The following is a 24666-nucleotide window of genomic DNA, read 5'->3' on the forward strand; positions in this document are numbered from 1 at the left end:
TCTTCACATAACGAAAAAGCCCGCCAAAAAGCGGGCCAATCGTCATGCCTACACACTACTTCGCAGACGGAACCTCCGGCGCGACACCAGTGCGCTCGTACTCCGCGAGAATATCGATACGACGCTGATGACGCTCCTCCTCACTCCACGGCTGGGAAACAAACGCATCAACAATCGCGAGCGCCTCTTCCTCGGTGTGCATGCGCCCGCCGATGCCGATGAGTTGCGCGTTGTTGTGCTCGCGGGCCAGTTTCGCGGTCTCTTCCGACCACGCCAACGCACAACGAGCACCCTTGACCTTATTCGCCGCAATCTGCTCACCATTGCCCGAACCACCAAGCACAATGCCCAGAGAACCCGGATCCGCAACAACAGCCTCCGCTGCGGCGATGCAAAACGCCGGGTAGTCATCCGCGGCGTCGTACTCGTGGGCGCCGCAGTCAGTCACCTCATGACCCTGCGCCTCAAGATGGGCCTTAATCTGATTCTTCCGCTCGAAACCGGCGTGATCTGCTCCAAGGTAAATACGCATAAGGCTTAGCGTACCTGCGGGGCTTCCGTACGGCTGCGCTTGAGCTCAAAGAAATACGGGAAACTTGCCACACCAACCGCATGGTCGAACAACTTCCCAGCATCCTCGCCCTCCGGCACACGCGTGATCACCGGGCCGAAAAACGCACTGTCGCCGAGCTTGACCACGGGGGTGCCGACGTCGTCGCCAACCTCAGCCATTGCCGACGCGTGAAAACCGCGCAAGGCCTCATCAACCTCGTCGGTATTCGCCACATCCGCGTACTCCGCGGGCAAACCGACCTCGGCAAGCGCCTCCGCAATAACACTGTCGTAGGCGCCGAAACCTTTCTTGTGATCCTGGCCGCCAGTGTGGATGATCGTGCCCATCGCCGTGTACAGCGCGTCGATCTTGTCCGGGGCATCCTGCTTCACTTTCGCGAACACACGCGCGGGACCCCAGTTCGCCTTCATCAACTCGGCATAGTCGGCAGGGATGTCACGGCCGTCGTTGAGCACGGAGAGCGACATCGGCACCCACTCGACCTCAACATCGCGGACTTTCTCCACTTCCTTCATCCAACGCGAAGTCAACCAGCAAAACGGGCAGGAAACATCAAACCAAAAAGTCACTTGCTCTTTCATGCCGCCCACAATAGCGCGTGTAGCCTGAGTCACATGAAGACTAATCTCACGCGTGAAGACGCGCAGTTGCGCGCAAAGCTCATTTCCAACGTTCGTTACGACATCCTGGTGGATATCACTGGCGAGGACACGTTCACGACGGTGTCGACAATCCAGTTCGATTCCGAGGCGGGAACGACGCACTTTGACCTGGTGGCGGAGTCGTTCGAGGCGACGCTTGATGGTGAGGCGACTGGCCAGGAGATCACGTTGTCGGCGGGTTCCCATGAGCTGCGGGTGACGTCGACGGAGCCGTACAACCGCACGGGCGAGGGTCTGCATAAGTTCACGGATCCGGTGGATGGCAAGGACTACCTGTACACGCAGTTTGAGCCGGCGATGGCGATGAAGGTGTTTGCCTCGTTTGATCAGCCGGATTTGAAGGCGACGTACAAGGTGGGTGTGAAGGCGCCGGAGCGTTACACGGTGATTCTGAATGAGGCGGTTTCACGCGAGGAAAACGGTGATGGCACCGCGACTTGGACCACGACGATTGATTACCCGCTGTCGACATACCTGGTTGCGATTTGCGCGGGTGAGTTTGAGAAGGTCACCGACACGTACGACGCGGGTGATGGCCGCACGATTGAGCTTGGTCTGTACGCGCGTGCCAGTTTGATTCCGCATATGGATTCGGAGCGACTGTTCCGTCAGACGAAGGACGGCTTCGATTTCTATCACGCGAATTTCGGCCGCAAGTACCCGTTTGGCGACAAGTACGATCAGGTGTTTTGCCCGGAGTACAACATGGGCGCGATGGAGCACGTTGGTTGTGTGACGTACCGCGATGAGTACATTTTCACGTCTGAGCCGACGCCGTATCGTCTGGAGCGTCGCAACGACACGATTCTGCACGAGATGGCGCACATGTGGTTCGGCGATCTTGTCACGATGGAGTGGTGGGACGATCTGTGGCTCAATGAGTCGTTTGCTACGTGGTCGGCGGCGACGGCGCAGGTGGGTATCGGTGAGTATCCGGAGGCGTGGACGACGTTTGCCACGGTGGAGAAGGCGTGGGCGTATTCGCAGGATCAGTTGCCGTCGACGCACCCGATTGCTGCGGATGCGCCGGATATTGAGACGGCGGAGCAGAATTTCGACGGCATTACGTACGCCAAGGGTGCGTCTGTGTTGAAGCAGTTGCAGGCGTATGTGGGTTATGAGGAGTTTTTCGCGGGTGTGCGTAAGCACTTCGATAACCATGCTTACTCCAATGCCACGTTCGATGATCTGCTTGGCGCGCTCGAGGAGGCTTCGGGTCGCGACTTGTCTAACTGGGCTGAGCAGTGGCTGCGTACTACCGGTGTGTCGCGTCTTTACCCGGAGATTTCGGACACGTTTACCGTGGTGCAGGAGTCGCCGGTGTTGCGCGATCACCGTGTTCGCGTGGGGCTTTATTCGCTTATCGACGGCACCGTGCAGCGCACCCACCAAGTCGAACTCGATATCTCCGGCGAGCGCACTGAGATTCCTGAATTTTCAGGCGTGAAACACGATCTCGCCCTGGTGAACGACGACGACCTCACGTACTGCCTGATGGGCCTCGATGCGCAGCAGCAGCAGTTTGCCGTGGAGCACTTGGGCCAGATTGAGGATTCGCTGGCGAAGACGTTGGTGTGGTCTTCCCTGTGGGAGTCTGTGCGCGATGGTCGTCTGCCTGCTCGTCAGTATGTGGAGTTGGTGGCGCGTGAGGTTGGCCCGGATATGCAGGAGCGGATCGCCGCTCAGGCTACTGAGGCTGTGAAGCGCTACGTTGATCCGGCGTGGCGCCGCACCGGCTTCGATCTGTTGAACGAGGCGTTCCGTGGTCAGGAGCCGAAGGCGGTGTTCGACCGTGCGCTTGCCCGTCTGGAGCCGACTGAGGAGACGGTTGAGTACTTCAAGGATTTGCTGAAGACCTCCGAGAATCAGGAGGTTCGTTGGTTGGCGATCACGAACCTTCTTGCTGCTGGCGCCTTGCCGTTGGAGGCCGTTGACGAGGAGAAGGACGAGACGTCGGAGGGTGCGATTTCGCGGTTGAGGGCGAAGGCGGTCGTCGATAAGCGTTGGGCTTGGGACAAGCTCATTAACGACGACCTGACCAATCTCGAGGCCCGCTACCTCATGGACGGGCTCACCTTCACCGACGCTGGGCTCGAGGGGTTGACCGACGAGTACTTCCGCGCCGCGCCGGCCCTGTGGGACCGTTTGACCAACGAGATGGCGCAGCGCACCCTGGAGGGCATGTACCCGCGTTGGGACGTCACGCAAGAGGCTGTTGAGAAGGCAAACGCCCTGCTGAACAGCGACGTCCCCAATGGCCTGAAGCGTGTTATCGCCGAAGGCCAGGACCGCTCCGCACGCGCTGTGCGCAACCGCGCGGCCGACGCAGCAGCAAATTAAAGCTGCTTGAGGGCTTGTTCGAGGTCGGCGATCAGGTCGGCCTCGTCCTCAATGCCCACGGAAATGCGGACCAACTCCCCCGGCACCTCGAGCGCCGAGCCGGCGACGGACACGTGGGTCATGGTGGCGGGGTGCTCGAGCAGGCTTTCCACGCCGCCGAGGGATTCGGCGAGGCAGAACAGTTTCGTCGACTTGCAGAACGTCTTGGCCTGCTCGGTGGTTTGGAACAGTACGGAGACCATGCCGCCGAAGCGGGTCATCTGCTTTTTCGCCACCTCGTGGCCCGGGTGTGTTTCGAGTCCCGGGTAACACACGCGGGAAACTTGCGGTTGGGCGTCGAGGTATTTGGCCACGGCTTCGGCGTTGTCGCAGTGGCGGTCCATGCGCACGGCGAGGGTTTTCAGGCCGCGGCCGGTGAGGTAGGTGTCGAACGGGGATGGGTTGGCGCCGACCCAGCCGAAGAAGAAGCGGAGTTGTTCGTGGAAGCCGTCGACGCGGTCGTTGCGGCCGCAGACGATGCCGCCGACGACGTCGGAGTGGCCGCCGATGTATTTCGTCGTTGAGTGGAGGACGACGTCGGCGCCGAGTTCGAATGGTTTTTGCAGGTAGGGGGATGCGAAGGTGTTGTCGACGACCAGCGCTGCCTGCTTCTTCACTGCCGCGATTGCTTCGATGTCGACGACGTCCAGCATTGGGTTTGTCGGCGTTTCCACCCATATGACCTTGGTGTTGTCTTGGACGGCGGCGGCGACCTCTGTGGGGTTGGTCATGTCGACGACGGTGTTTTCCACACCCCAGAGGGTGAAGACTTGTTGGATGAGGCGGTAGGTGCCGCCGTAAGCGTCGTTGGATACGACGACGTGGTCGCCGGGTTTGAGCAGGATGCGCAGGACGACGTCGATAGCTGCCATGCCGGATGAGTAGGCGACGGCGAAGTCGGCGTTTTCAAGCGCCGCAACGGCTTTTTCCAGGGCGGTGACGGTGGGGTTTCCCACGCGTGTGTATTCGTAGCCGCCGCGGAGTTCGGCGAGGCCGTCTTGGGCGAAGGTGGTGGAGGCGTAGATGGGGGTGTTGATTGGCCCGTAGAGGCTGTCGGGCTCGTAGCCTGCGTGGATGGCGTTGGTGGTGAATCCGTAGACAGTCATGTGCACAGACACTAGACCAAGCGGTACACCCCTCGGTCATTTTTATGCATCGCGCGTACACTCGTGCGGTGATGGATACTCAAGATGCTTCTGAAAAGGTTGACCAAGCTGTCGAGGGCGTGGCGTCGTGGTGGAACAATCCGCAAACGCATGAATTGTTCATTGAGCGCCCGGTGAAGATCGTGCTCATTTTGCTGGTTGCAATTGTGCTGAATTGGCTGGCGAATGGCATTATTCGGCGTGCGACGCGCCAGGGAATTAAACGCTCGAATGTGTTGAAGTATGAGGGGCGTGATGCGCAGCAGATTCGTGCGCAGGAGAAGCGTCGTCAGCAGCGGATGAAGACGCTGGCCAATGTGGGCCGGTCGGTGGCTGCGATTGTGATTTGGGCGTGGGCGGTGCTTGCGGTGCTGGATCAGTTGGGGGTCAATGTTGCGCCGCTGATTGCGTCGGCTGGTGTTGTCGGTGTGGCGATTGGTTTTGGTGCGCAGTCGTTGGTGAAGGATTTCTTCTCCGGTGTGGCGATTTTGATTGAGAACCAGTTCGGGGTGGGTGACACGATTGAGGTCGGCGATGTTGTGGGTGATGTTGAGGAGATGACGCTTCGCATCACCACGCTTCGCGATATCGACGGCGCTCTGTGGTACATCCGCAATGGCGACATCGATCGGGTTGGCAATCATTCGGCCCGCTTCTCTACCGCGCGTGTGCAGGTGCCGGTGTCGTTGATGGTGGATCCGGATGAGGTGTCGCGTTTGATCGAAGAGACCGCTGTTGCGGGCTGCCAGGACAAGGAAGTCGCCGAGCTGGTGATGGGCACTCCGCGGATGTTGGGTCCGAGCGAGGTGACGCCGGATTACATGTCGTTCCGCGTGGAGGTGCAGACGATGCCTGGCATGCAGTGGACGGTTGCGCGTTATTTGAATCAGCGGATTTTGGCGGCGTTGCACCGTGAGGGTGTGGTGTTGACGCCGCGGGAGTCTGTGTTGGTGAAACAGCAGGAGGAAAACGTTGGAGATTAGCCCGAAGCAGGAGCAGACGCTTTTCGACGCCGTCGGTGGCGAACCGTTCTTCATCCGCCTTGTCCGCGGGTTTTACGACCAGGTCAAGGAGGATAACCTCATTGGCCCGATGTACCCGGATCAGGATTGGGAGGGCGCGGAGAACCGTCTGCGCTGGTTCCTTGTCCAGTATTGGGGTGGTCCGCGCGAGTATCAGGCGCAGCGTGGCAATCCGATGTTGCGCAAGCGCCACTTCCCTTTCGCGATCGGTGAGCCGGAGGCGGATCGTTGGCTCGAGTTGATGGGCAAGTCGATGGAGCAGTTTGACGACGACGAGCTGCCCGAACCGTACCGCGCCCAGATGTGGAATCACATGCAGCGTGTGGCGTACATGATGATCAACCAGGGCCCGCGGGCCTATTAGTCCCAGCCCGGGCCGCCAGCGAAGCGCGGCCCGTTAGAACAGCAGGCCGAGTCCGGCGTTGCGGTAGACGGATCCGAAGGGGGCGTCTAGGCGGGTCCAGCGCCCGCAGCTGGATACGCGCAGGTGACGCGGGATCTCCGCGGGTGCTTCGAAGCCGGGGATGAGCCCGAGTGCGGTGCAGGCGAAGATCATCCGCATGGGGATCTCCACTGGGTTGTCGCTGTCGGCGTCTGCGGTGAGCACGATCCCGTCGAGCAAGGATTTCGGTGGGCCGGCTGGTCCGGAGAATTGGCGGGCGAGGTTGCGGCCTTCGTCGGCAAGTCTGCGGGCCACACCGACGGGGACTTGCTCACGCGCAACGAATCCGGTGGCGGGTGGCAGCGCCCCGGGCCAGACGGCATCGCGCGCCGGCCCGACCTCCACCGAGCCGGACTGCAGCGCGGCAAGCAAGTCGCGGGCGCTGACGGTGCCGGTGTTGTGGGAGGTGGTGCCGGTGATTCGTCGAGAAGCAATGGCCTCGAAGGGCGTGGTCACGAACACGTCGAGCGCACCCCCGCCAACCTCCTGGAAGCGTGCGGAGGCCTGTGAATCTAAGCCGACGGCGCGGCCGACCAGAGTGGTCAGGCCGCGCGCGCCAGATTCGATGTCAAGGGTGATCACCTAGTTTTCGGCCGCCTTGGACAGGATGCCGATCTCCTTTTTGGTGATCTCGCGCGGCGAGGTGGTCGTGGTATCAACCGTGACCTGCACGCACTCCACTACCGCGCAAGTTTTGCCCTGCGCGTCCTTGATCTCCTGACGGGTGGTAAATGAGGTGTTGCCCAGGTTGACCACTTGCGTCTCCACGGTCACTGCGGTGGTGTTGGGCAGGATCGGACGGACGTAGTCCACCTCGAGCCGGCGCACGAACACCACGAACTCGTGGCCTTCGGAGTAGAAGAACTTCTCCGCGAACGCCAGGCGCGCCTCCTGCGCCAGCTCGACATAGGCCGAGTTGGTCACGTGACCGTAGCGGTCAAAGTCGCTCCAACGCACCGGAATGGTGTGCACGTGGATTTCTGCCATGGGGTTTGCTCCTAACGGGTGAGCTTGCGGTGGGTGACGCGCGACGGTTTGGCGGCTTCCTCACCGAGGCGTTCGACCTTGTTCTTCTCGTAGTCGCCGAAGTTACCTTCGAACCAGAACCACTTGCCTTCTTCGACGTTGCCTTCCCACGCGAGGATGTGGGTACAGGTGCGGTCGAGGAACCAGCGGTCGTGCGAGATGACCACGGCACAGCCCGGGAAGGCCTGCAGTGCGTTTTCGAGGGAGCCGAGGGTTTCCACGTCAAGGTCGTTGGTGGGCTCATCGAGCAGGATCAGGTTGCCGCCCTGCTTGAGCGTCAGCGCCAGGTTGAGGCGGTTGCGCTCGCCGCCGGAGAGGACCTTGGACGGCTTCTGCTGGTCAGCTCCCTTGAAGCCGAAGGCGGACAGGTAGGCGCGCGACGGCATTTCGTTCTGGCCAACGTGGATGTAGTCCAGGCCGTCGGAGACAACTTCCCAGACGGTCTCCTCTGGGTCGATGTTTTCGCGGTTCTGGTCCACGTAGGAGATCTGGACGGTCTCGCCGACGGTCACGTTGCCGGAGTCCGGCTCTTCCAGACCAACGATGGTCTTGAACAGCGTCGACTTACCCACGCCGTTGGGGCCGATGACGCCGACGATGCCGTTGCGCGGCAGGGTGAACGACAGGTCCTTGATCAGGACGCGTCCGTCGAAGCCCTTGTTCAGGTTTTCCACTTCGACGACCTTGCTGCCGAGGCGCGGCGGGGTCGGAATCTGGATTTCTTCGAAGTCGAGCTTGCGGTACTTCTCCGCCTCGGCTGCCATCTCTTCGTAGCGCTCCAGACGTGCCTTGTTCTTGGCTTGGCGTGCCTTCGGCGAGGAACGGACCCACTCAAGTTCCTTCTTCAGGCGCTTCTGCAGCTTCTGGTCCTTCTTGCCGGCAACTTCCAGACGCTCGGCCTTCTTCTCCAGGTAGGTGGAGTAGTTGCCTTCGTACGGGTAGAGCTGGCCGCGGTCGACCTCACAGATCCATTCTGCGACGTTGTCCAGGAAGTAGCGGTCGTGTGTAATCGCGAGCACGGCACCCGGGTAGGTCTGCAGGTGGCGCTCCAGCCAGAGGACGGATTCGGCGTCGAGGTGGTTGGTGGGCTCGTCGAGAAGCAGGAGGTCCGGCTCGCTCAGCAGCAGTTTTGCCAGTGCTACTCGACGACGCTCACCACCCGACAGGTTGGTCACCGGCGCATCAGACGGCGGGCAGCGCAGGGCCTCCATGGCCTGTTCGATCTTGGAGTCGATCTCCCACGCGTCAGCTGCGTCGAGTTCTTCTTGCAGCTTGCCCATTTCTTCCATGAGCTCGTCGGAGTAGTTGGTCGCCATTTCCTCGGCGATTTCCTCGAAGCGCTGCTTCTTTTCAAACAGCTCGCCGAGGCCTTCTTCGACGTTGCCGCGGACGGTCTTTTCTTCGTTGAGCGGCGGCTCCTGCAGCAGGATGCCAACGGTGGCTCCTGGCTGCAGGAAGGCTTCGCCGTTGTTTGGCTGGTCGATGCCCGCCATGATCTTCAGCAGCGACGATTTACCGGCGCCGTTCGGACCCACAACGCCGATCTTGGCGCCTGGGTAGAAGGCCATGGTGACGTTGTCCAGGATGACTTTTTCGCCAATGGCCCTGCGGACGTTTTTCATCGTGTAGATGAACTCAGCCACTACGTTTCCCCTTTTGTTGGTGAATGCGGACGTTAAATACCGCAATCAGGGTACATCACGTGGCTGAGTACGACGCCCTCCTAGAACGGTGCCTTGGCGGCGCTGAGGTCTTCGGCGCTGTAGCGGGCCTCGTCGGTGCCGTCGGGGGCTCCGTCGGGGGCTCCGTCGAGAGCATTGTCTCCCCCATCGGCTTCGGCGGCCACCGGCTCGGCCGGGTCGACCGGGTCGGCAAAGCTGGGTGGTTGGCCGGTGAGCCGCTCGAACACGGCCTCGGCATCCATAACAGGTACCGCGTCGTGTCCGTCGAGGCTGTGTCCGGAGTTGGAGGTGCGCGCCGAGTTGAGCTGGTAGTGGTTCATGTCAAAGGCCACGTTGCGGGCCTTGAGCATGATCTTCGAGCGGGTGACGGCGTTGTTGCCTTCGCCTTCTTGCCAGAAGTCGGTGACCAGCGAGCCGTCGACGATGACGGGGAATCCCTTCTTCAGCGACGCTCCACAGTTCACGGCGAGTTGCCCCCAGCATTCAACGTCGATGAACAGCGGGTCGACGTCTTCCCAGACCTCTTTGCCGTTGTCGTCGGTGACGCGCCTTCTTTTCGACGACGCCAGCCTCATCTTGGTTACCGTCGCCCCACTCGCAAACAACACAAGTTTCGGATCGTCGGTCAGGTTGCCAATTAGGCGGATGGTGTTTTGGCTCATGGAAGAGCCCCCCCTTTCCATAGTGCGGATGATGGTGTGCGGGGTGTCGTCGTGAAGCAACGCCCTGCACACTTCGAGGTTCGCACGATTTTTAAAGCCGGTAAAGGGGGAAGCCGTTTCTGTGGATAACTTTGAAACCAGATTCCACAATCCGCTGCTAGGAGCGATTTCCGTACTGAGCGAGCATCTCGTTGTAGCGGCGCCATTCTTCGTCATCGGTCTCTTCCGCGCGGCGATCGGCCTCTTCCGTTTCGGCTCGGTCTTCGCGCAGCCACTGCATGAACAACTCACCGAAGACGATCAGCAGCGGGAAGGAGCCAGACGCCCAGGCGATGCCGCCGCCCTCCTTCTGAATCTGCGCCAGGTCAGGGTTCCACGGCAGTTCGAGGTTGTTGTAGAAGTCCTCGCCCATAACCACGCCGAGTTGCATGAGGTAAACACCCATGAACAGGTGGAACGGCATGGATACCCACAACCAGGCCAGGCGCGTTTTCGCGGTGGCGCGGCCCTCAATGTGGTCGGGGCCGATCAGCTCCCAGAAGTAGAAGTATCCGGACACCATAAAGACGGCGTTCATGATGACGTGGCCGGCGTGCTCGGAAATCATCAGCTCGTAGAGCGGGATGAACACATACATGGCATAGAAGAACACCAGGAACTGAATGGTGGACACCGGCGGGAACGTCACGATGCGCAAGAACTTCGAGCGCTGGAAGCTCTCCACCCACATGCGCGGGTTGAACTCGCCTGCCGGGTACGCCTTGCTGATCAGGGTCAGCGGGGCGCCGAGCACCATAAACACTGGCACGCCCATCGACAGGATCATGTGGACGGTCATGTGCACCGAGTACGACGCCGGCATGTGCATGCCCAATCCCGAGCTCAGCGTGACGACGACCGTCACACACCCAAGCAACCACCACACCGTCCGTGACGTCTTCCACCCGTCCACGCGGCGCACCAGGCGCAGGTAGTACACGGCAAGGAGAATCGCAATGACACTAAACAGCAACTCCGGGCGCCACAGGGTGATCCAGTTGGTCCAGGAGATCTGTTCAGAAAGGTTGTAGCCCATCTTCACCTGCATGCGGGTGAGGTTCGGGTCGAGCGGCGGCGGGGGCGGCGTGCGGCCAAGGGTCACCGCGAGGCCGGACACCGCAGCCATGATCAGGACTTCCACCGCTCCGAGGCGAGCAAACGCCTTCGGCTGGGTGTTCAGCAGCGGGATGGTGCGCTCGCGGTGGGCGTAACCAATGATGCCGAGCAGCACAATCGCCACCGTCTTCACGATCAGCACAATGCCGTAGCTATACTCCATCAACTCACTAATACGCACGCGCACCAGCGCGTTAATCACACCGGAAAGCGCCATAGCCAGAATGGAAAACAGGGCAACCATGGAGTAGCGGCGGGAGGCTTCGGTGAGGTGAGGGCCTCGTCGTAAAGCATGCGCTACCAGCGCCATCAACCCACCAACCCACAACAACATGGCCACAAGGTGCCAAATGAGCGAGTTAGTGCCAAAGTCGTGGGAGCCGCCCGTCGCCGAGTGGCCGGTCAGACCAATCGGCATGACCACCACAATCGCACCGAAAAACAGCGCGACCTGCGACCACCAACTCGTCGCAACGTAGCCGCCGACGGCCACCACCGCCGCGAACGCAGCGACGATCAACCACACGCGAGCCTCTTTCACCTGCTCCAAGGCCTGCGTCCAGGCGGCCGCCTCAAACATGACAGTCTTCATCGGCTGGCCCGACACATCCGACAGCACCAGCGGAATCATCAACAACCCAATCAGCACGATGCCCGCACTCGCGTGCGCACCAGTACGCGAAGCGATGTGCCCGTCCACCGTCAACTGCGCACCGTTGAGATCCTCCCCCTGCCTGCGCGGCGGGATGAAGAATGACGACAGCATGAACGACCCCACCGCCAACGCCATAAGAATCCACGCCACACCGCGCAGCGCCGGCAAACCGAACGTGGTGGTCACGCCAGGGTCCGGAATACCGAGCGCCGCCAGCGACCCACCAGAGAACGACTGCGCCACCGCACCCGCGACCACCGCCGCCGCAGCGAGCGCGGCAAGATAGAGCGGCCAAGCGGAAACAACAGCAGGCTTTCGGGCAGTCTCAGTCATGCTGCATACCCTACTTTCGCCCGCGAAACGGCCATAACTACAATCATTCGCACTGCCCCCATAGCTCAGTGGATTAGAGCATCCGGTTTCTACCCGGCTGGTCGCGGGTTCGAATCCTGCTGGGGGCGCTTTGTGTTTCTGGGGGTTGGGATGAGGGGCGCGCCGCGTACTTGGTGAGAACGCATTGGTGAAGATGCCGATTTTTGGCCGTCTTCACCAATGCGTTCTCACCATGTGCGGGGAAAGAGGCGTGCCGCAAAGCTAAACGACACATGGAACACGGCATACTCCGCTGATTTTCAGCGATATATGCCGTGTTGGATGTGTCGTTTGGCCTCCGCAGACCACACTTCACCCATTTTTGGGAGACGCGTCCCATAGCGTGATACAGTTTCTTCCATTCTGCGACACAGCAGTTTCACACAATGGAATGAGAGGACGGGCAATGACCACCAGCGTCGAGCATCAACCCCCTGCCCCACAAGCGGCCCCTGCTGCCATCCGGGAGACAACGCCACAGGAGCGAAACCGGGTCCGCCTTGCGTCGACAATTGGCACGACGATTGAGTTTTACGACTTCTACGCCTACGCCACCGCAGCCGTCGCGGTATTTCCGTTCCTCTTCTTCCCCAAGTCGGAGTCGAGCACGGTGGCGCTGCTGTCGTCGTTCGCCACGTTTGGCCTGGCGTTTATCGCTCGCCCGTTAGGTTCAGTGCTGTTCGGCCACTTCGGCGATAAGGTCGGCCGCAAGGCCACCTTGGTCGGTGCGCTGCTGACGATGGGCATCGCCACCTTTGTTATCGGCCTGCTGCCCACCTATGCCCAAGCCGGTATCTGGGCGCCGGCGCTGCTGGCACTGATGCGCTTCTGCCAGGGCCTTGGCCTGGGCGGCGAGTGGTCCGGCGCGGCCCTGCTGTCCACAGAAACAGCAGCTAAGGGACGCCGCGCCTGGGCGGGCATGTGGCCCCAACTCGGCGCACCGTTCGGCTTCCTGCTGGCAAACGGCCTGTTCCTCATCCTGGTCACCGTGCTGGGCCACACCACTGGCGACTTCGAGGGCGCGTTCATGCGCTGGGGCTGGCGCATTCCGTTCCTGCTGTCCATCGTGATGGTCATCATCGGCCTGTGGGTTCGCCTGCAGGTTGAGGAGACTCCGGTGTTCCAGCAGGTGGAGCAGAACAACCAGAAGGCCGCTTCCCCACTGGCGGAGGTATTCAAGACCGCTTGGAAGCCGCTGATCCAGGGCACGTTTGTCATGGTTGGTTGCTACACGCTGTTCTACATCGTGACCACCTGGTTCCTCTCCTACGGAATTGGTTCGGCGGAAGAGGGCGTTGGCCTGGGTATTGCGTACCCGACGTTCCTGAAGCTGCAGCTGGTGTGCATCTTCGGGTTCATCGCTGGCATCCCGATTGCGGCGCATTGGTCGGATGTCTACGGCCGTCGCCCGGTGTTGGGTCTGACATCGGTTGCGATCATCGTCTACGGCCTGAGCTTCAAGTGGCTGCTGAATCCGGAGACGTTCACCATGGTTTCCCTGGGCATCTTCTTGTTCATCGGCATGGTGTTGATGGGCTTCATCTTCGGCCCGATGTCTGCGATCTTGCCGGAGTTGTTCCCGTCGAACGTGCGCTACACCGGCTCCGGTATCGCGTACAACGTGTCCTCCATCCTGGGTGCGGCTATCGCCCCGTTCATCGCAACGGCGCTGAACGCAAAGTACGGACCGCAGGCTGTGGGCATTTACCTGGTTATCGTTACCGCGATTTCTCTGTGGGCGATCCTGTCCTCCCCGGAGACCAAGCACCAGGAGATGCACGAGATTTAGCCCTTGCTTTCCATGCCGACAAGTGACATACTTGCCGGCATGGAAAGCAATAAGATCTCGAAGGAAGAGGCCCGCGCCGCCCTCGAGCAGATCGACGGGATCGAGCAAGACGCACGTAAACCACCCACACCGCCGTGGGCTTACGCCATCCTCGGCACCAGTTTCGGTGTCACGATCGCCGGCACGATCATCGGCTGGAAGTACTGGTGGGCACTGTTTGCGGTCATCATCATCGCCTGCATCGCACTCGCCGTGCGAGATCACAACCGCAACGTACGCCCGAGCATGAAGCAGCCGATCCAGGAAGACCCGAAGACGAACTGGGCCGCCGCTCTCACCCCCGCGTTCATGATGCCGCTGATCTGGTTCGTCCCAGAAGGAAGCGTGGTCGGCGGGGTCATCGCCGGCGTGGTCACAGCGATCGTGGTCACGGCTGTCATGATCTACGAAAGCAGGAACCGATGAGCGCCCCTAAAATCGACCCTGTCATCCACCCCCTGGCGCGGTTGAAGATTTGTGCGGCGTTGTACCACGGCGGTGCCGTCGAGAAGCAAACGTCCCGGCACGAGATGCGCTTTAGCTCGCTGCGGGACCAAATAGACTTGTCGGATTCTGCGCTATCCAAGCAGTTGGACCGGCTCGAGGAGCACGGCTATATCACGCGCTTCCGCGAGTACGGCTCATCCCGGGCGAAGGACACGGTGTGGGTCACGCTCACCGAGAGGGGTGCGCAGGCCTTCGAGCGACACACGGCAGCGTTGCGAGAGATCGCGGGCGGGTAGATTCGGACGCATGAGTTTTCCAGGACCATCCATCGACTCGTTCGCGTTGATTACTGGCGCGAGCCAAGGCATCGGCGAGGCGATCGCGCGCGACCTGGCCAAAGGTGGCCACAACCTCATCCTTGTTGCCCGGCGCGAGGAGGTATTGCAGAAGCTTGGCGACGAACTCGCGGCCGCCCACGGCGTCACCGTCGAAGTCTTCGCCGCGGATCTGTCTAAGGAACGCGACGTCACCGCACTGCTTAACCACATTGCGAACCGCAAGATTCACATTTGCGTCAATTCTGCCGGCATCGCGTCGTTCGGCCCGTTTATGAAGCAGGACTGGGAGTACGAGACGAACCAGTTCAACCTGAACGCGACGGCAGTGTTTCGCATCACCAAGGCGGTGCTGGATCAGATGGTGCCACGCGGCGAGGGCGCGCTGTGCAACGTCGGCTCCGCCGCGGGCAACCTGCCGATCCCGAACAACGCCACCTACGTGTTCACCAAGGCGGGCGTCAACATGTTCACCGAGGCACTGCACTACGAGCTGAAGGATTCCGGCGTGCACGTCACCCTGCTCGCGCCGGGTCCGGTGCGTGAGGCGCACATTCCGGAGGAGGAGCAGTCGATCGTGGATAAGGTCGTGCCCGATTTCCTGTGGACGACCTACGAGTCCTGCTCTGCCGACACCCTGAAGGCGATGCGCCGCAACCGTCGACGCGTCGTTCCGGGGCCGCTATCGAAGGCGATGGATGTCGTGTCTACCTACGCCCCGCGCGGGATTCTGCCGCCGATTATGGGCAAGTTTTACGCCAAGATGGGAGAGGAATAAATGGAGATCGCAGACAAGGACAATCGCATCGTGTGGGTCGACCTGGAGATGACCGGTCTTGACCCGTCACGCCACGTCATCGTGGAGGTGGCAGCGCTTGTCACGGATGCGGAGCTCAACATTATCGACGACGGAGTCGACCTCGTCGTCCACGCCACCGACGCCGAACTGGCGGAGATGGATGACTTTGTCACCGAGATGCACTCCTCCAACGGGCTGCTCGACGACATTAAGGCCTCCACGACCAGTATCCGGGATGCGGAGGATGCGGTGCTGGAGCTCGTCGCAAAGCATTGCGATCCTGCTCATCCTGCCCCGCTTGCGGGCAACTCGATTGCTACCGACCGTGCGTTTATCCGTGCGCAGATGCCTCGTCTCGACGACGCCCTGCACTACCGCATGATCGACGTGTCCACCGTGAAGGAACTGTCGCGCCGCTGGTTCCCTAAGGCGTACTACAACCAGCCCGAAAAGGGCATGGCTCACCGCGCCTTGGCGGACATCGTGGAATCCATCCGCGAACTGGACTACTACCGTCGCGCCGTATTTGTGGACTCCCCCGGCCCGGACACCGACACCGCAACGAAGGCTTCTGCCGCTGCAACCGAGTTCTACCAGCGGTTTTTGTAAACTTCAGATGAACGGCTAAGGTGTAATCCGCTGCAAAACAGCAATGGTGGCTGTAGTTCAGCTGGTAGAGCACCAGGTTGTGATCCTGGGTGTCGCGGGTTCGAGCCCCGTCAGCCACCCCAAAGCGTGCCCCGTAACCTGCACAACAGGTTACGGGGCACATTGCGATTCCACCCCCTCCTTGAATATGTTAGCCTTACCTAACTATTTGGCGTGCGAACTTCCGCCGCCCGAAGCAGCCACGAGTTGTTGAAGGACAGGGACAACGATGACCGAACAAGCCAACAAAGCGGCCGCGAGGCGTAAACCCCGGAAGGCCAATGAGGCAACCGTGACCGGTCGCCGCCAGCTCTCCCCCGATCTGGTTCGCTTAAGCCTGAACGCCCCCGCTTTTGTTGGTAAAGATCTGGAGTTTACGGACCACTACCTCAAGCTGTTGTTCGTGCCGGAGGGCGCCGACTACTCCTGGCCATTTAACGTCGAACAGGTCCGTGAACAACAGCCGCGCGACAAGCAACCGGTGACCCGGACCTACACGCTGATCAACCTCGACTCATCGACCGGGGATTTCGATGTTGACTTTGTCACCCACGGCGATGCAGGCCTGGCCGGTCCGTGGGCTCGCGTAGCCGAGGTTGGAGAGAAGATCGGCTTCTTCGGCCCAGGTGGCGCGTGGGGCCCTTCGGTCGACTACGAGCACTTCATCTTCGCCGGCGATGAGTCCGCAGCACCGGCCATCGGCGCGGGCCTAAAGCGCCTCCCCGAGGGCGCAACTGCGACCGCGTACATCGAGATCGAAGCCGAAGACCGCAAGTTTGAGCTCCCAGCCCGCGATGGCGTGGACATCCATTGGGTGATCCGCAACGGCGCGACCCATGGCACGGAGCTATCCCGCGTCGTGCGACAGGCCGGCGTGCCGGACGGAAAGAACACCAGCTGGTTCATCCACGGCGTTGCCGAGATGATCAAGGAAATGCGGCGCTTCCTCTTCGTCGAATCCGAGGTCCCCAAGCAAGACGTGTCCATCTCTGGATACTGGCGCATCGGCATGACAGAGGATCAGTGGCAGGCCTCCAAGCGCGATTTCAACGCCGAGATTGAAGCCGAGGAGGAACGCGCGAAAGCCTAACTGCGCCTGGGGGCACTAACTGCACCTAGGGGCACTAGGAGTAGAGCTGCTCGCCGCTGCCGCCGGAGCGCTGCTCCCAATCAAGGTTCCAGTAGCCCAAGCCGTCGTACGGGGTCAGGGTCGATCCGCCAGTGTTTTTCACCACTACCGGGTCACCCCGTTTGACGTACTCCTGGAACCACTTGGCGTTCTCATAGGAAGCGTTGATGCAGCCGTGCGACTGGTTCTGGGACCCCAACGCCCACAGCGCCCACGGCGCGGAGTGGACGTAGATGCCCGAGTACGACAGCTGGGTGGCGTAATCCACCGGCGTGACGTACCCGCCCGCATCCAACGCCAAGCCGTAGGTACGCGAGTCCATGACAAGGCTGGGGTGCTCATCCCCCACCACGTAGGTGCCATTCGGGGTGTCGTAGCTACCGTCGGTCCCCAGTGAGATCGGGAACTCCTTCACCAACTCGTCGTTAGCGTAGACGCGCAGCATCTTGTCGTAGTTATCCACGACAGTCTCCACCTTGTCACCGATGGTGAAGCTGATTTCGGTGTCGTCGGAACCGTAGACGCCTTCGGCAAGTTTGCGCCCATACAGATCCACTTTCACAGTGACCTCAGTACCGGGCTCCCAGTACTCCTTCGGGCGCCAGCGCACTTCGTAAGGATCCAGCCAGAAGAATCCACCCTCGGTGTCGTTCGAGGTTTCCACCGAGATGAGTTTCTCCATCTTCTTGGTGTCTTGGATCGGGCTATCAAAGCGGATGGTTACCGCCTGGGCGACACCAACCGTCGAGCCGTCAAGCGGACCAACGTACGCATTAACCGTCACAGCCGGCGACACCGTAGTAAACGACGACACCACCTTCTGGCCCTCAACATCACGCGCCTCAATGGTGTACTCGCGTCCGTAACCAAGCGGTTCCGCCGTAGACCATTCGGTTTTGTCGTCGTTGAACTCCGCCTCGACTTCCTTGCCGGCCTCGTTGGTCATCTTCACCGAGGCCAGTCCGACCTCCGAAAGCACCTTCACCGGCTGGCCAGGCTCGACGTCAGTGGCGTTATTGCTCACCGAGACTTTCGGCGGCTTCGCCGCAGGCGTCGTCTCTGCAGCCTGGTCTGTCTCCGCAACCTGCTCGAGACGGCTCGACCCATCCCCCGGTGAGCAGGCCGAAATCATCGCTCCTGCAGCCAGCGCCGTCAGGACCGCGGTGCAGCGGCGAACCGCGCGAAGGTGGAGCACGATGGACCCCTCACAACTCAAATCCAAAACTCAAACGCCAATACTTTAACCGTTAACGGATAAAAAGCCACCATCCACAAACAAAGCGTTATACAACGTTTAACATCGCCGAAAAATATGCTCTTACCTGCCGATTTCACACATTCAACACACGCTGCTAATGTATTACCTCGTTGCAGAGAGCAACACCAACAAAACAAAATACGCGCCATTAGCTCAATTGGCAGAGCAACTGACTCTTAATCAGTGGGTTCGGGGTTCGATTCCCTGATGGCGCACAGCACAGCGAGGCTGGCAGGTATTTTACCCGCCAGCCTCGCTTTTTGTGTACCCGTCACTTTTTCTCGCAGCTGAGACTAGGCTGATCTTCATGAAAACAGCCTTGGTAATTGTTGACGTGCAAAATGACTTCTGCCCCGGCGGTAGCCTTGCCACCGCCCGCGGCGATGAGGTGGCGTCAAAAATCGCGGAGTTGATCTCCACCCCTGATAACAGGTGTTTGGAGTACGACCACATTGTGGCAACACAGGATTGGCACATCGAGCCAGGTGACCACTTTGCCAAGGAAGGCGAGACACCGGACTTTGTCAACACCTGGCCGCCGCACTGCGTCGCTGATTCCTATGGTGCGCAGATGCGCGGACCGGTGGATACCTCGCTGATTGAGGAGTTTTTCCGCAAGGGCAAGTACACCGCCGCTTATTCCGGGTTCGAGGGCGCAACTGAGGCTGGCACATCGCTTGAGGATTGGTTGCGCGAGCGCGAGGTTTCCCAGCTAGACGTCTGTGGCATTGCAACGGACTTCTGTGTGCGAGCCACCGTCCTGGACGCCCTGAAGGCTGGTTTCAAGGTGCGCGTCCTGCGCGCGATGTGCTCCCCTGTCGATGACAAGGGCGGTGCCGCAGCGCTTCAGGAAATGTTTGAGGCTGGCGCCGAGATTGTCTAGTTACTTCGTCGGGTTGTAGCCCAGAAGTTCTTCCATCTCGCCCATTTCGGCGGTTTGCACCTCAATCATGTCTTGGGCCAACTCGCGAAGCGGCTCGTAGGCGCCGCCGTCCACCTCGTCCTGCGTCATCTTGATCACGTGGGCGTGGTGGAAGTGCATCATTTCGAGGAAAGCGGTGCGCAGGTCGTCGCCACGCAACTGCGCGAACTCGTCCAACTGCTCGGGCGGGAACATGCCATTGGCGATGTGCTTCGAGTGGAGCTCCATGTCCTGATCGATGCCCCACTCGTCGGCCCAGGCGTTCATCTGCTCGTTTTCGCGCTCCTGACCGTCCTTGATGCGCTGGGCGAGATCACGCACCTGCGCATCGTCGACGTCGGAGTCCAGCAGCACATCCGACATGTCGATCGCCTGCTGGTGGTGCGGCACCATCATGCCCAGGAAGTGGACGTCAGTGCCGTTGTACTCGGCGTCGGTGTCCGTCGACGTTGCGGCGGTCTCTTCATCCGGTGTGAACGCAGCGCGTATCGACGGCCCCGCCACCGTCAGCACAAGCACAATCACCGCAATGACCGCTAATGCGATCAACAGCGGCTTTTTACTGCCGCGCATCCGCTCGAGTTCGTGGTCGGCCTGATCATTAACCATTGATGCTCCCTTTCGGTCGTAAAGAGAGATTACCTTGAATTCAACAAGGACACGAGCGTATCGACGACAAAACGCCGGCACCCACAACATTGCAGGTACCGGCGTACAGACGCTCGCGCTTAGTTACGCGACAGCAGCTTCTGCAGCTCCTTGAGCTCGCTCTTGCGCTTACGGCCGTTGTAGACCTTGATACCGATCAGCGCTGCGATACCGACGACGACACCGCCGATGACCTTCTGCACCGTCTCGTCCTCGAGCCAGGTCTTTGCCTGATCCCTAGCCGTATCGGCCAAGGTGGACGGGTTCGTGCGGTCTGCAAGCTCATCAAGCGTGCTGGCCAGCTGGCTGCGGGTGCGTGCAAGGTCACGCTCAATGTCGTGAATATCTCGTGCCACGGTTTCAAACTCCTACGTTTACTTGGGACTTTTCTAGACTCACGTCTTTTCGTACCAACAGTAGTGTAAAACGGGGAGGCATGACTGAACCCATCAGACTGCAAGAAGGGGACGTTGCCCCCGCATTCACCCTGAAAAACGACAAGGGCGAAACCGTTTCGCTTGCCGATTTCGCTGGCCAGCGAGTCATCGTGTACTTCTACCCGAAGGCCAACACACCCGGCTGCACCACCGAAGCCTGCGACTTTAGCGACAATATGGACCAGTTCAAGGAGGCCTCCGTCGCCGTACTCGGCATTAGCCCCGACCCGGTAGAGAAGTTGGCAAAGTTCCGCGACGACCACAACCTGACCGTGCAGCTGCTTTCCGACGAATCCAAGGAAACCCTCGAGGCATACGGTGCCTTCGGGGAAAAGAAGAACTACGGCAAGATCGTCCAAGGCGTTATCCGCTCAACGTTCCTTGTCTCCGTCGACGCTGACGGTAAGGGCACCGTGGAGCAAGCCCAGTACAACGTCAGGGCAACTGGCCACGTTGGCCGCATCCTGCGCGACTGGAACCTGTAAGTCCCCACTCCCCCATAAAGAATTGGTGCGCCCGGAGAGACTTGAACTCTCACGCCATAAGGCACTGGAACCTAAATCCAGCGCGTCTGCCAATTCCGCCACGGGCGCGTCGAGAACGGATATTACACGCCGCGCCCCCATCCACAGAAACCGCGGTATCAAACTTTAGTTTGGCACCATGGTTTTACCGGGTAAGATCACCACTCGTGAGCGAAAAGTTGGAACACACGGACGCGGACGGGACCACCCCGATTCCGCAGCGTGAGCGTCTCCGCGTGCGATGGTGGCACATCCTGCTCCTCATCGCAGCCGCAGTGACGTGCCTGCTGCTCGCCCGGTGGCAGTGGGAACGCTACCAATCCGGCACCGGCACTCTCCAGAACCTGGGCTACGCCCTGCAGTGGCCATGCTTCGCGCTGTTCTTCATCTACGCCTACCGCGTAGGTATGCGCATGGAGAACGACAAGATTGACGCCGAGAACGCAGGGCTGACCATGGATGACCTGTACGAGGCCGATCTCGCCCGCTACGGCAAGCACAAGCCCGTCACGGAAATCGACGAGGACTTCCTGCCCGCACGTCCGGAGATCGACGTCGACGAATACAACAAACTTGTGGCACCGCGCCGCGAAACCCACCCGGAAGGTAAAGGTGAACACGCATGACCGAGCAAACTCAGCCAGCAGCACAGCCAGAGCGCATCCACCCGGAGCGCCAGCGCCGCGTCAAGCAGGCATTGCTGTGGTTCTCCATCGCGGCGTGGATCACCGGTGTCCTGTTGCTTCTGCTGATTGCCCGCATGATCATGCAGTACGGCTTCGACATGAACGTCGACTACCTGTCCTGGGTTGCGCGCGTGCACGGCTTTGCGTTTGTCGCGTTTTTGATGACGTCGCTGAACCTCGGCTCAAAGGCTCGCTGGTCCGGCGGCACCTGGGTAGCAACAGCTATCTCCGGTGTTGTGCCGTTTATGTCCTTCTTTGTGGAAGAGAAGCGCCGCAAGGAAGTTAAAGAAAAGTTCCAGCTCGCCTAACGCCGGCGAACTGGAACTTCGGGGGATGAAACCGGCGGCGAAACTTATTCGTCGTCGGTTTTTGTTAGCACCATGACGCCGACCTTCTCCGCTTGATCGTTTTGCGGCGACAGTGTCAACGTGTCGCCTGCACGCTCAGCGTCGTACTCCAGATCCTGGTGCGTCAGCGGATCTTCCAGCTTGAACTCTTTATCGTCGCGCAGGCAGTTCGCTTCGTTAGTCTCACCGTCGGTTTCGGTCAGCTCCCAGGAGCAATCCTTACCGTCAATGGTCACAGTGGCCTGACCACCGCCGGTCCCCTCCTGGGTTGCGGTGACGTCGCCCGACCAGGTGCCGTCGAAGTCACCGTCCTGCCCACAAGCGGTCAAAAGAGCGCTGGAGGCGAGAACAGTTGCTGCGAATGCGATTGTTTTCTTCATGCAGCCACTGTAACGAAATTCGTCACTTCAGCGCCGCGATGTGCTTTGCCAACTCCCGCAACGCCTTGCCCCTGTGGGACCGTGCGTTCTTCTCCTCCGAGGTCAGTTCCGCCGAGGAACGCCCCGGCGCGTCATCCGGCGCGAAGAGCGGGTCGTAGCCGAAACCGTTGTCGCCGCGCGGCTCGCGAAGCAGTTCCCCTTCCCATCGTCCCTCCGCGACGTGCACGTCGCCTTCTGGGGTGGCAAGCGCGCAGCAGGACACAAACGCTGCGCGGCGCTGGTTAATATCCTCCATCTGCTTGAGCAGCAGAGCGTTGTTACCAGCGTCGTCGCCGTGGTTACCGGACCAGCGAGCGGACAGGATGCCCGGCATGCCGTTGAGGGCTTCGACGCTTAGGCCGGAGTCGTCAGCGACGCACGGAAGACCAGTCGCGGCAGCACCAGCCCGGGCCTTCAGCACTGCGTTTTCCTCAAAGGACAGGCCGTCCTCGACAGGGTCGGGGTAGGCGGGGGCGTTATCAAGCGACACAAGCTCCACTCCCTCGATGGCCAGCTCGCGCAGCACCTGGTCGAGTTCGCGGACCTTGCCCGGGTTACGGGAAGCGACGAGGACTCTTACCATCCCAACGCCGCCTTCTGGGCTGCGAAAAGCTCCTCACAGCCCTTGGCTGCCACGTCGAGCATCTCGCCGAGCTGCTCGCGGCCGAACAGGCCGTGCTCGCCGGTGCCCTGGATCTCGACGAAGTTGCCACCCTCCTGCATCACCACGTTGAGGTCCACCTCCGCGCGGGAGTCCTCCTCGTACGGCAGGTCAAGGCAGACGTGGCCGTCGATGATGCCAGCAGAGATCGCCGCTACCGGCTTCAGCAGCGGCTCACCCGGCACCACGCCGCGCTCCTTGAGCACAGCGATCGCGTCCGCAAGTGCGACGTACGCGCCTGTGATCGACGCGGTACGGGTACCACCGTCGGCCTGGAGCACGTCGCAGTCGAGCTGGATGGTGTTCTCACCGAGTTCAGAAAGATCCACCGCAGCGCGCAGGGAACGACCCACCAGGCGCGAAATCTCGTGCGTGCGGCCCTTTACCTTGCCACGCATCGATTCACGCGGCATACGCTCGTGCGTCGCGGAAGGAAGCATGGAGTACTCGGCGGTCAGCCAGCCTTCGCCGGAATCCTTCTTAAAACGGGGAACGCCCTCCTCCACCGAAGCGGTGCACATCACGCGGGTGTTACCGAACTCCACCAGCACGCTGCCAGCAGGGTTCGAAGTAAAACCGCGAGTGATACGGACAGGGCGAAGCTCGTCGACGGCGCGACCGTCAAAACGCGAAAAATCAGTCATAGCCCCAAGCGTAACGCAGGCGGGCGTCGCGTCCCTGCAAGCCAACTAGACCCAAGGCGATTTATTAATCACGTTCGGAGGGCACCCCATTGCGGTGAGGATGGGCAACGAGTGTGAGTGTGGCGAAAGATCGTGTCCCGGGAAATTGGCCATCAGGAATTCGTGAGCAATTTTGGTGAGCCCGAAATGTGGCTCTCCTTCGATCACACCGTGCAGGTACTGCAACATGGACAATTTGAAGAATGTCCGGTCTCGCAACGATTCCGGATACGCCCGAATCCAGCTGAGTGTGGAACTTGGTTTTCTTGGCACAAGCGGTGCATCGTCTACACGGTTATACAGTCTCGCGTAATGTGCACACGTATTTCGCAAATAAGCCAGCGATCGCTGCCATGACCCGAGCTCCTTGAACGTGAGCCCGGTATCAGCAGCGATCTGCTCGCGCATCCACTTTGGAAGCAGATCGTACAGGTTGTGCAGCGTTCCCCATTCGAAGGTCTGCACTGCAGCCCAAATTGGAAGATCTTCGTTGCGATCCCGGTAGTGGTGTACGAAATCCTCTTTGGAGTAACCAATAGATGCGTCAAAGCGGTCCAACCACTTTGCATACCGCTCTACCTGGTTCGGTTCCTTAATGGGAGGCTGCATCTGCAGGTCAAGCATTGACGGGTCGTCAAGATGAAGATGAAGCAGCGGGTGCACGCTACCAATCGCGTGTGCAATGGCGTTACGGAGCCAAATCTCCACGGGCTCCAACGCACTCAAGGCTGCCTTACGCAATCGGGTATCGAACCTCACGAGTCGAATGATGTCGTCGAAATTCGTTCCCTCACGGAATTCATTCTTGCGTGTGAGTTCGTATCCGTGAAGTTTTTGTTGATTCGGGAATGGCTCTCTAAACGGGTACCAGTATCCGCTCAAACGGTAATATCCGATGTTTCGCAGCGACTCTTCCGCAGACGCAAGATCTGCAATTCGCATCCCCCGTTCGCCCAATAGCGTGAGCAAGTCTTCATAGTTCTGAAACGGTTTCGTGGATACCACGATCCCCTACCCCCAAGATTTTGAAAACCGGCCCTGGACTGACTACTCAAGATGTAGCCTAGCGGAACCGGTCGTTGTGGTGGCCAATTTAGCGCACCCGACCCCCTAGGTCAC

The 24666-nt window shown here is 60.3% G+C and carries 28 protein-coding genes and 4 tRNA genes; 16 read left to right on the plus strand and 16 right to left on the minus strand.

From position 1 onward, the window contains the following. Window positions 1-55 precede the first annotated feature (55 nt). Window positions 56-532, minus strand: a complete 477-nt coding sequence (locus HMPREF2617_RS05500; RefSeq protein WP_070451143.1) for a ribose-5-phosphate isomerase — start codon at window positions 530-532, stop codon at window positions 56-58. 5 nt (window positions 533-537) lie between these two features. Then, window positions 538-1155, minus strand: a complete 618-nt coding sequence (locus tag HMPREF2617_RS05505) for a mycothiol-dependent nitroreductase Rv2466c family protein (RefSeq protein ID WP_070451254.1) — start codon at window positions 1153-1155, stop codon at window positions 538-540. 33 nt (window positions 1156-1188) lie between these two features. On the opposite strand from HMPREF2617_RS05505, the gene pepN reads away from it, so the two are divergent. Further along, window positions 1189-3576, plus strand: a complete 2388-nt coding sequence (gene pepN, locus HMPREF2617_RS05510; protein ID WP_070840282.1) for an aminopeptidase N — start codon at window positions 1189-1191, stop codon at window positions 3574-3576. Here the strand turns inward: pepN and HMPREF2617_RS05515 are convergent. Continuing rightward, window positions 3573-4721, minus strand: coding sequence for a cystathionine gamma-synthase (locus tag HMPREF2617_RS05515; RefSeq protein ID WP_070772043.1), 1149 nt, complete (start codon window positions 4719-4721; stop codon window positions 3573-3575). The two genes, pepN and HMPREF2617_RS05515, sit on opposite strands and share 4 nt — an antisense overlap. A gap of 71 nt (window positions 4722-4792) precedes the next feature. Here HMPREF2617_RS05515 and HMPREF2617_RS05520 point away from each other — a divergent pair, with 71 nt between their 5' ends. Together HMPREF2617_RS05520 and HMPREF2617_RS05525 are read left to right on the plus strand one after the other, a co-directional pair. Next, on the plus strand, window positions 4793-5743 hold the full coding sequence (locus tag HMPREF2617_RS05520) for a mechanosensitive ion channel family protein (RefSeq protein ID WP_070569538.1): 951 nt from the start codon (window positions 4793-4795) through the stop codon (window positions 5741-5743). Then, window positions 5733-6146: a globin gene (locus HMPREF2617_RS05525; protein WP_083323220.1), complete on the plus strand. Its 414-nt coding sequence runs from the start codon at window positions 5733-5735 to the stop codon at window positions 6144-6146. Before HMPREF2617_RS05520 ends, HMPREF2617_RS05525 begins: the two co-directional genes overlap by 11 nt. Before the next feature lie 33 nt (window positions 6147-6179). Here the strand turns inward: HMPREF2617_RS05525 and HMPREF2617_RS05530 are convergent, their stop codons facing one another. The 5 genes from HMPREF2617_RS05530 to HMPREF2617_RS05550 all read right to left on the minus strand — a co-directional run bounded on the left by HMPREF2617_RS05530 (window position 6180) and on the right by HMPREF2617_RS05550 (window position 11737). Continuing rightward, complete coding sequence (locus HMPREF2617_RS05530; protein ID WP_070840283.1) at window positions 6180-6806, minus strand: DUF8185 domain-containing protein; 627 nt, start codon at window positions 6804-6806, stop codon at window positions 6180-6182. Further along, on the minus strand, window positions 6807-7211 hold the full coding sequence (locus HMPREF2617_RS05535; RefSeq protein WP_070451147.1) for an acyl-CoA thioesterase: 405 nt from the start codon (window positions 7209-7211) through the stop codon (window positions 6807-6809). Between the two features lie 11 nt (window positions 7212-7222). After that, window positions 7223-8893, minus strand: coding sequence for an energy-dependent translational throttle protein EttA (ettA, locus tag HMPREF2617_RS05540; protein ID WP_070422571.1), 1671 nt, complete (start codon window positions 8891-8893; stop codon window positions 7223-7225). Between the two features lie 80 nt (window positions 8894-8973). Continuing rightward, window positions 8974-9594 carry a single-stranded DNA-binding protein gene (locus HMPREF2617_RS05545; RefSeq protein ID WP_070569529.1) on the minus strand — a complete coding sequence of 207 codons (621 nt, stop codon included), beginning with the start codon at window positions 9592-9594 and terminating at the stop codon, window positions 8974-8976. Between the two features lie 157 nt (window positions 9595-9751). Next, the gene (locus HMPREF2617_RS05550) at window positions 9752-11737 is read right to left on the minus strand and encodes a bifunctional copper resistance protein CopD/cytochrome c oxidase assembly protein (RefSeq protein WP_070840284.1); all 1986 of its coding nucleotides are present in this window, start codon (window positions 11735-11737) and stop codon (window positions 9752-9754) included. Window positions 11738-11791: 54 nt separating this feature from the next. Between HMPREF2617_RS05550 and HMPREF2617_RS05555 the strand changes: the two genes are divergently transcribed. The 8 genes from HMPREF2617_RS05555 to HMPREF2617_RS05590 all read left to right on the plus strand — a co-directional run bounded on the left by HMPREF2617_RS05555 (window position 11792) and on the right by HMPREF2617_RS05590 (window position 16923). After that, window positions 11792-11865: transfer RNA gene (locus tag HMPREF2617_RS05555), tRNA-Arg, on the plus strand. Window positions 11866-12182: 317 nt separating this feature from the next. Then, the gene (locus HMPREF2617_RS05560) at window positions 12183-13565 is read left to right on the plus strand and encodes an MFS transporter (RefSeq protein WP_083291979.1); all 1383 of its coding nucleotides are present in this window, start codon (window positions 12183-12185) and stop codon (window positions 13563-13565) included. Window positions 13566-13604: 39 nt separating this feature from the next. Then, the gene (locus tag HMPREF2617_RS05565; RefSeq protein ID WP_070614489.1) at window positions 13605-14030 is read left to right on the plus strand and encodes a hypothetical protein; all 426 of its coding nucleotides are present in this window, start codon (window positions 13605-13607) and stop codon (window positions 14028-14030) included. Continuing rightward, window positions 14027-14347, plus strand: coding sequence for a transcriptional regulator (locus HMPREF2617_RS05570; protein WP_070614490.1), 321 nt, complete (start codon window positions 14027-14029; stop codon window positions 14345-14347). Before HMPREF2617_RS05565 ends, HMPREF2617_RS05570 begins: the two co-directional genes overlap by 4 nt. Before the next feature lie 10 nt (window positions 14348-14357). Continuing rightward, complete coding sequence (cmrA, locus tag HMPREF2617_RS05575; protein WP_070840285.1) at window positions 14358-15164, plus strand: mycolate reductase; 807 nt, start codon at window positions 14358-14360, stop codon at window positions 15162-15164. Further along, entirely contained in the window at window positions 15165-15794 is a 630-nt protein-coding gene (gene orn / locus HMPREF2617_RS05580) for an oligoribonuclease (protein ID WP_070483541.1), read from the plus strand. Between the two features lie 46 nt (window positions 15795-15840). Next, window positions 15841-15916, plus strand: a tRNA-His gene (locus tag HMPREF2617_RS05585). 146 nt (window positions 15917-16062) lie between these two features. Next, the gene (locus HMPREF2617_RS05590) at window positions 16063-16923 is read left to right on the plus strand and encodes a siderophore-interacting protein (RefSeq protein WP_070451154.1); all 861 of its coding nucleotides are present in this window, start codon (window positions 16063-16065) and stop codon (window positions 16921-16923) included. Window positions 16924-16957: 34 nt separating this feature from the next. Here the strand turns inward: HMPREF2617_RS05590 and HMPREF2617_RS05595 are convergent, their stop codons facing one another. After that, the gene (locus tag HMPREF2617_RS05595; RefSeq protein ID WP_070422579.1) at window positions 16958-18157 is read right to left on the minus strand and encodes a L,D-transpeptidase; all 1200 of its coding nucleotides are present in this window, start codon (window positions 18155-18157) and stop codon (window positions 16958-16960) included. A gap of 205 nt (window positions 18158-18362) precedes the next feature. Here HMPREF2617_RS05595 and HMPREF2617_RS05600 point away from each other — a divergent pair. Next, window positions 18363-18435, plus strand: a tRNA-Lys gene (locus tag HMPREF2617_RS05600). A 92-nt stretch (window positions 18436-18527) separates the two neighbouring features. Further along, on the plus strand, window positions 18528-19103 hold the full coding sequence (locus HMPREF2617_RS05605) for a nicotinamidase (protein WP_070422580.1): 576 nt from the start codon (window positions 18528-18530) through the stop codon (window positions 19101-19103). Here the strand turns inward: HMPREF2617_RS05605 and HMPREF2617_RS05610 are convergent, their stop codons facing one another. Together HMPREF2617_RS05610 and HMPREF2617_RS05615 are read right to left on the minus strand one after the other, a co-directional pair. Next, complete coding sequence (locus HMPREF2617_RS05610) at window positions 19104-19751, minus strand: DUF305 domain-containing protein (RefSeq protein WP_224213570.1); 648 nt, start codon at window positions 19749-19751, stop codon at window positions 19104-19106. Between the two features lie 119 nt (window positions 19752-19870). After that, a complete protein-coding gene (locus HMPREF2617_RS05615) occupies window positions 19871-20146 on the minus strand; it encodes a DUF3618 domain-containing protein (protein WP_070820220.1) in 276 nt (91 codons plus the stop codon). A gap of 80 nt (window positions 20147-20226) precedes the next feature. Here HMPREF2617_RS05615 and bcp point away from each other — a divergent pair, with 80 nt between their 5' ends. Beyond that, window positions 20227-20712: a thioredoxin-dependent thiol peroxidase gene (bcp, locus tag HMPREF2617_RS05620; RefSeq protein WP_070569037.1), complete on the plus strand. Its 486-nt coding sequence runs from the start codon at window positions 20227-20229 to the stop codon at window positions 20710-20712. Window positions 20713-20735: 23 nt separating this feature from the next. Here the strand turns inward: bcp and HMPREF2617_RS05625 are convergent. Next, window positions 20736-20820, minus strand: a tRNA-Leu gene (locus HMPREF2617_RS05625). A 98-nt stretch (window positions 20821-20918) separates the two neighbouring features. Between HMPREF2617_RS05625 and HMPREF2617_RS05630 the strand changes: the two genes are divergently transcribed. Both HMPREF2617_RS05630 and HMPREF2617_RS05635 read left to right on the plus strand, forming a co-directional pair. Continuing rightward, window positions 20919-21377 carry a hypothetical protein gene (locus HMPREF2617_RS05630; protein WP_224213568.1) on the plus strand — a complete coding sequence of 153 codons (459 nt, stop codon included), beginning with the start codon at window positions 20919-20921 and terminating at the stop codon, window positions 21375-21377. After that, on the plus strand, window positions 21374-21745 hold the full coding sequence (locus HMPREF2617_RS05635) for a DUF3817 domain-containing protein (protein ID WP_070422583.1): 372 nt from the start codon (window positions 21374-21376) through the stop codon (window positions 21743-21745). The genes HMPREF2617_RS05630 and HMPREF2617_RS05635 overlap by 4 nt, the downstream gene beginning before the upstream one ends. 44 nt (window positions 21746-21789) lie before the next feature. Here the strand turns inward: HMPREF2617_RS05635 and HMPREF2617_RS05640 are convergent, their stop codons facing one another. From HMPREF2617_RS05640 to HMPREF2617_RS05655, 4 genes are read right to left on the minus strand one after another with little or no spacing between them, the layout of a single operon-like run. Then, complete coding sequence (locus HMPREF2617_RS05640; protein ID WP_070772002.1) at window positions 21790-22164, minus strand: hypothetical protein; 375 nt, start codon at window positions 22162-22164, stop codon at window positions 21790-21792. Between the two features lie 22 nt (window positions 22165-22186). Beyond that, complete coding sequence (gene rdgB, locus HMPREF2617_RS05645) at window positions 22187-22786, minus strand: RdgB/HAM1 family non-canonical purine NTP pyrophosphatase (protein WP_070840286.1); 600 nt, start codon at window positions 22784-22786, stop codon at window positions 22187-22189. Further along, window positions 22780-23508 (minus strand): ribonuclease PH, encoded by a 729-nt coding sequence (gene rph / locus HMPREF2617_RS05650; RefSeq protein WP_070422586.1) that lies wholly within the window; start codon window positions 23506-23508, stop codon window positions 22780-22782. Before rph ends, rdgB begins: the two co-directional genes overlap by 7 nt. Window positions 23509-23553: 45 nt before the next feature. After that, window positions 23554-24552 carry an Abi family protein gene (locus HMPREF2617_RS05655; RefSeq protein ID WP_070840287.1) on the minus strand — a complete coding sequence of 333 codons (999 nt, stop codon included), beginning with the start codon at window positions 24550-24552 and terminating at the stop codon, window positions 23554-23556. Window positions 24553-24666 lie beyond the last annotated feature (114 nt).

It is taken from the genome of Corynebacterium sp. HMSC070H05 (assembly GCF_001837615.1).
Taxonomy (GTDB): domain Bacteria; phylum Actinomycetota; class Actinomycetes; order Mycobacteriales; family Mycobacteriaceae; genus Corynebacterium; species Corynebacterium coyleae.

Coding starts and splice junctions, on each gene's coding strand:
- HMPREF2617_RS05635 (WP_070422583.1), top strand. CDS start 21,374: ATGACCGAGCAAACTCAGCCAGCAGCACAGCCAGAGCGCATCCACCCG.
- HMPREF2617_RS05640 (WP_070772002.1), bottom strand. CDS start 22,164: ATGAAGAAAACAATCGCATTCGCAGCAACTGTTCTCGCCTCCAGCGCT.
- HMPREF2617_RS05500 (WP_070451143.1), bottom strand. CDS start 532: ATGCGTATTTACCTTGGAGCAGATCACGCCGGTTTCGAGCGGAAGAAT.
- rph (WP_070422586.1), bottom strand. CDS start 23,508: ATGACTGATTTTTCGCGTTTTGACGGTCGCGCCGTCGACGAGCTTCGC.
- HMPREF2617_RS05550 (WP_070840284.1), bottom strand. CDS start 11,737: ATGACTGAGACTGCCCGAAAGCCTGCTGTTGTTTCCGCTTGGCCGCTC.
- HMPREF2617_RS05520 (WP_070569538.1), top strand. CDS start 4,793: ATGGATACTCAAGATGCTTCTGAAAAGGTTGACCAAGCTGTCGAGGGC.
- HMPREF2617_RS05610 (WP_224213570.1), bottom strand. CDS start 19,751: ATGGTTAATGATCAGGCCGACCACGAACTCGAGCGGATGCGCGGCAGT.
- HMPREF2617_RS05535 (WP_070451147.1), bottom strand. CDS start 7,211: ATGGCAGAAATCCACGTGCACACCATTCCGGTGCGTTGGAGCGACTTT.
- HMPREF2617_RS05545 (WP_070569529.1), bottom strand. CDS start 9,594: ATGAGCCAAAACACCATCCGCCTAATTGGCAACCTGACCGACGATCCG.
- cmrA (WP_070840285.1), top strand. CDS start 14,358: ATGAGTTTTCCAGGACCATCCATCGACTCGTTCGCGTTGATTACTGGC.
- HMPREF2617_RS05505 (WP_070451254.1), bottom strand. CDS start 1,155: ATGAAAGAGCAAGTGACTTTTTGGTTTGATGTTTCCTGCCCGTTTTGC.
- HMPREF2617_RS05565 (WP_070614489.1), top strand. CDS start 13,605: ATGGAAAGCAATAAGATCTCGAAGGAAGAGGCCCGCGCCGCCCTCGAG.
- bcp (WP_070569037.1), top strand. CDS start 20,227: ATGACTGAACCCATCAGACTGCAAGAAGGGGACGTTGCCCCCGCATTC.
- orn (WP_070483541.1), top strand. CDS start 15,165: ATGGAGATCGCAGACAAGGACAATCGCATCGTGTGGGTCGACCTGGAG.
- HMPREF2617_RS05570 (WP_070614490.1), top strand. CDS start 14,027: ATGAGCGCCCCTAAAATCGACCCTGTCATCCACCCCCTGGCGCGGTTG.
- pepN (WP_070840282.1), top strand. CDS start 1,189: ATGAAGACTAATCTCACGCGTGAAGACGCGCAGTTGCGCGCAAAGCTC.
- HMPREF2617_RS05590 (WP_070451154.1), top strand. CDS start 16,063: ATGACCGAACAAGCCAACAAAGCGGCCGCGAGGCGTAAACCCCGGAAG.
- HMPREF2617_RS05560 (WP_083291979.1), top strand. CDS start 12,183: ATGACCACCAGCGTCGAGCATCAACCCCCTGCCCCACAAGCGGCCCCT.
- HMPREF2617_RS05515 (WP_070772043.1), bottom strand. CDS start 4,721: ATGACTGTCTACGGATTCACCACCAACGCCATCCACGCAGGCTACGAG.
- HMPREF2617_RS05605 (WP_070422580.1), top strand. CDS start 18,528: ATGAAAACAGCCTTGGTAATTGTTGACGTGCAAAATGACTTCTGCCCC.
- rdgB (WP_070840286.1), bottom strand. CDS start 22,786: ATGGTAAGAGTCCTCGTCGCTTCCCGTAACCCGGGCAAGGTCCGCGAA.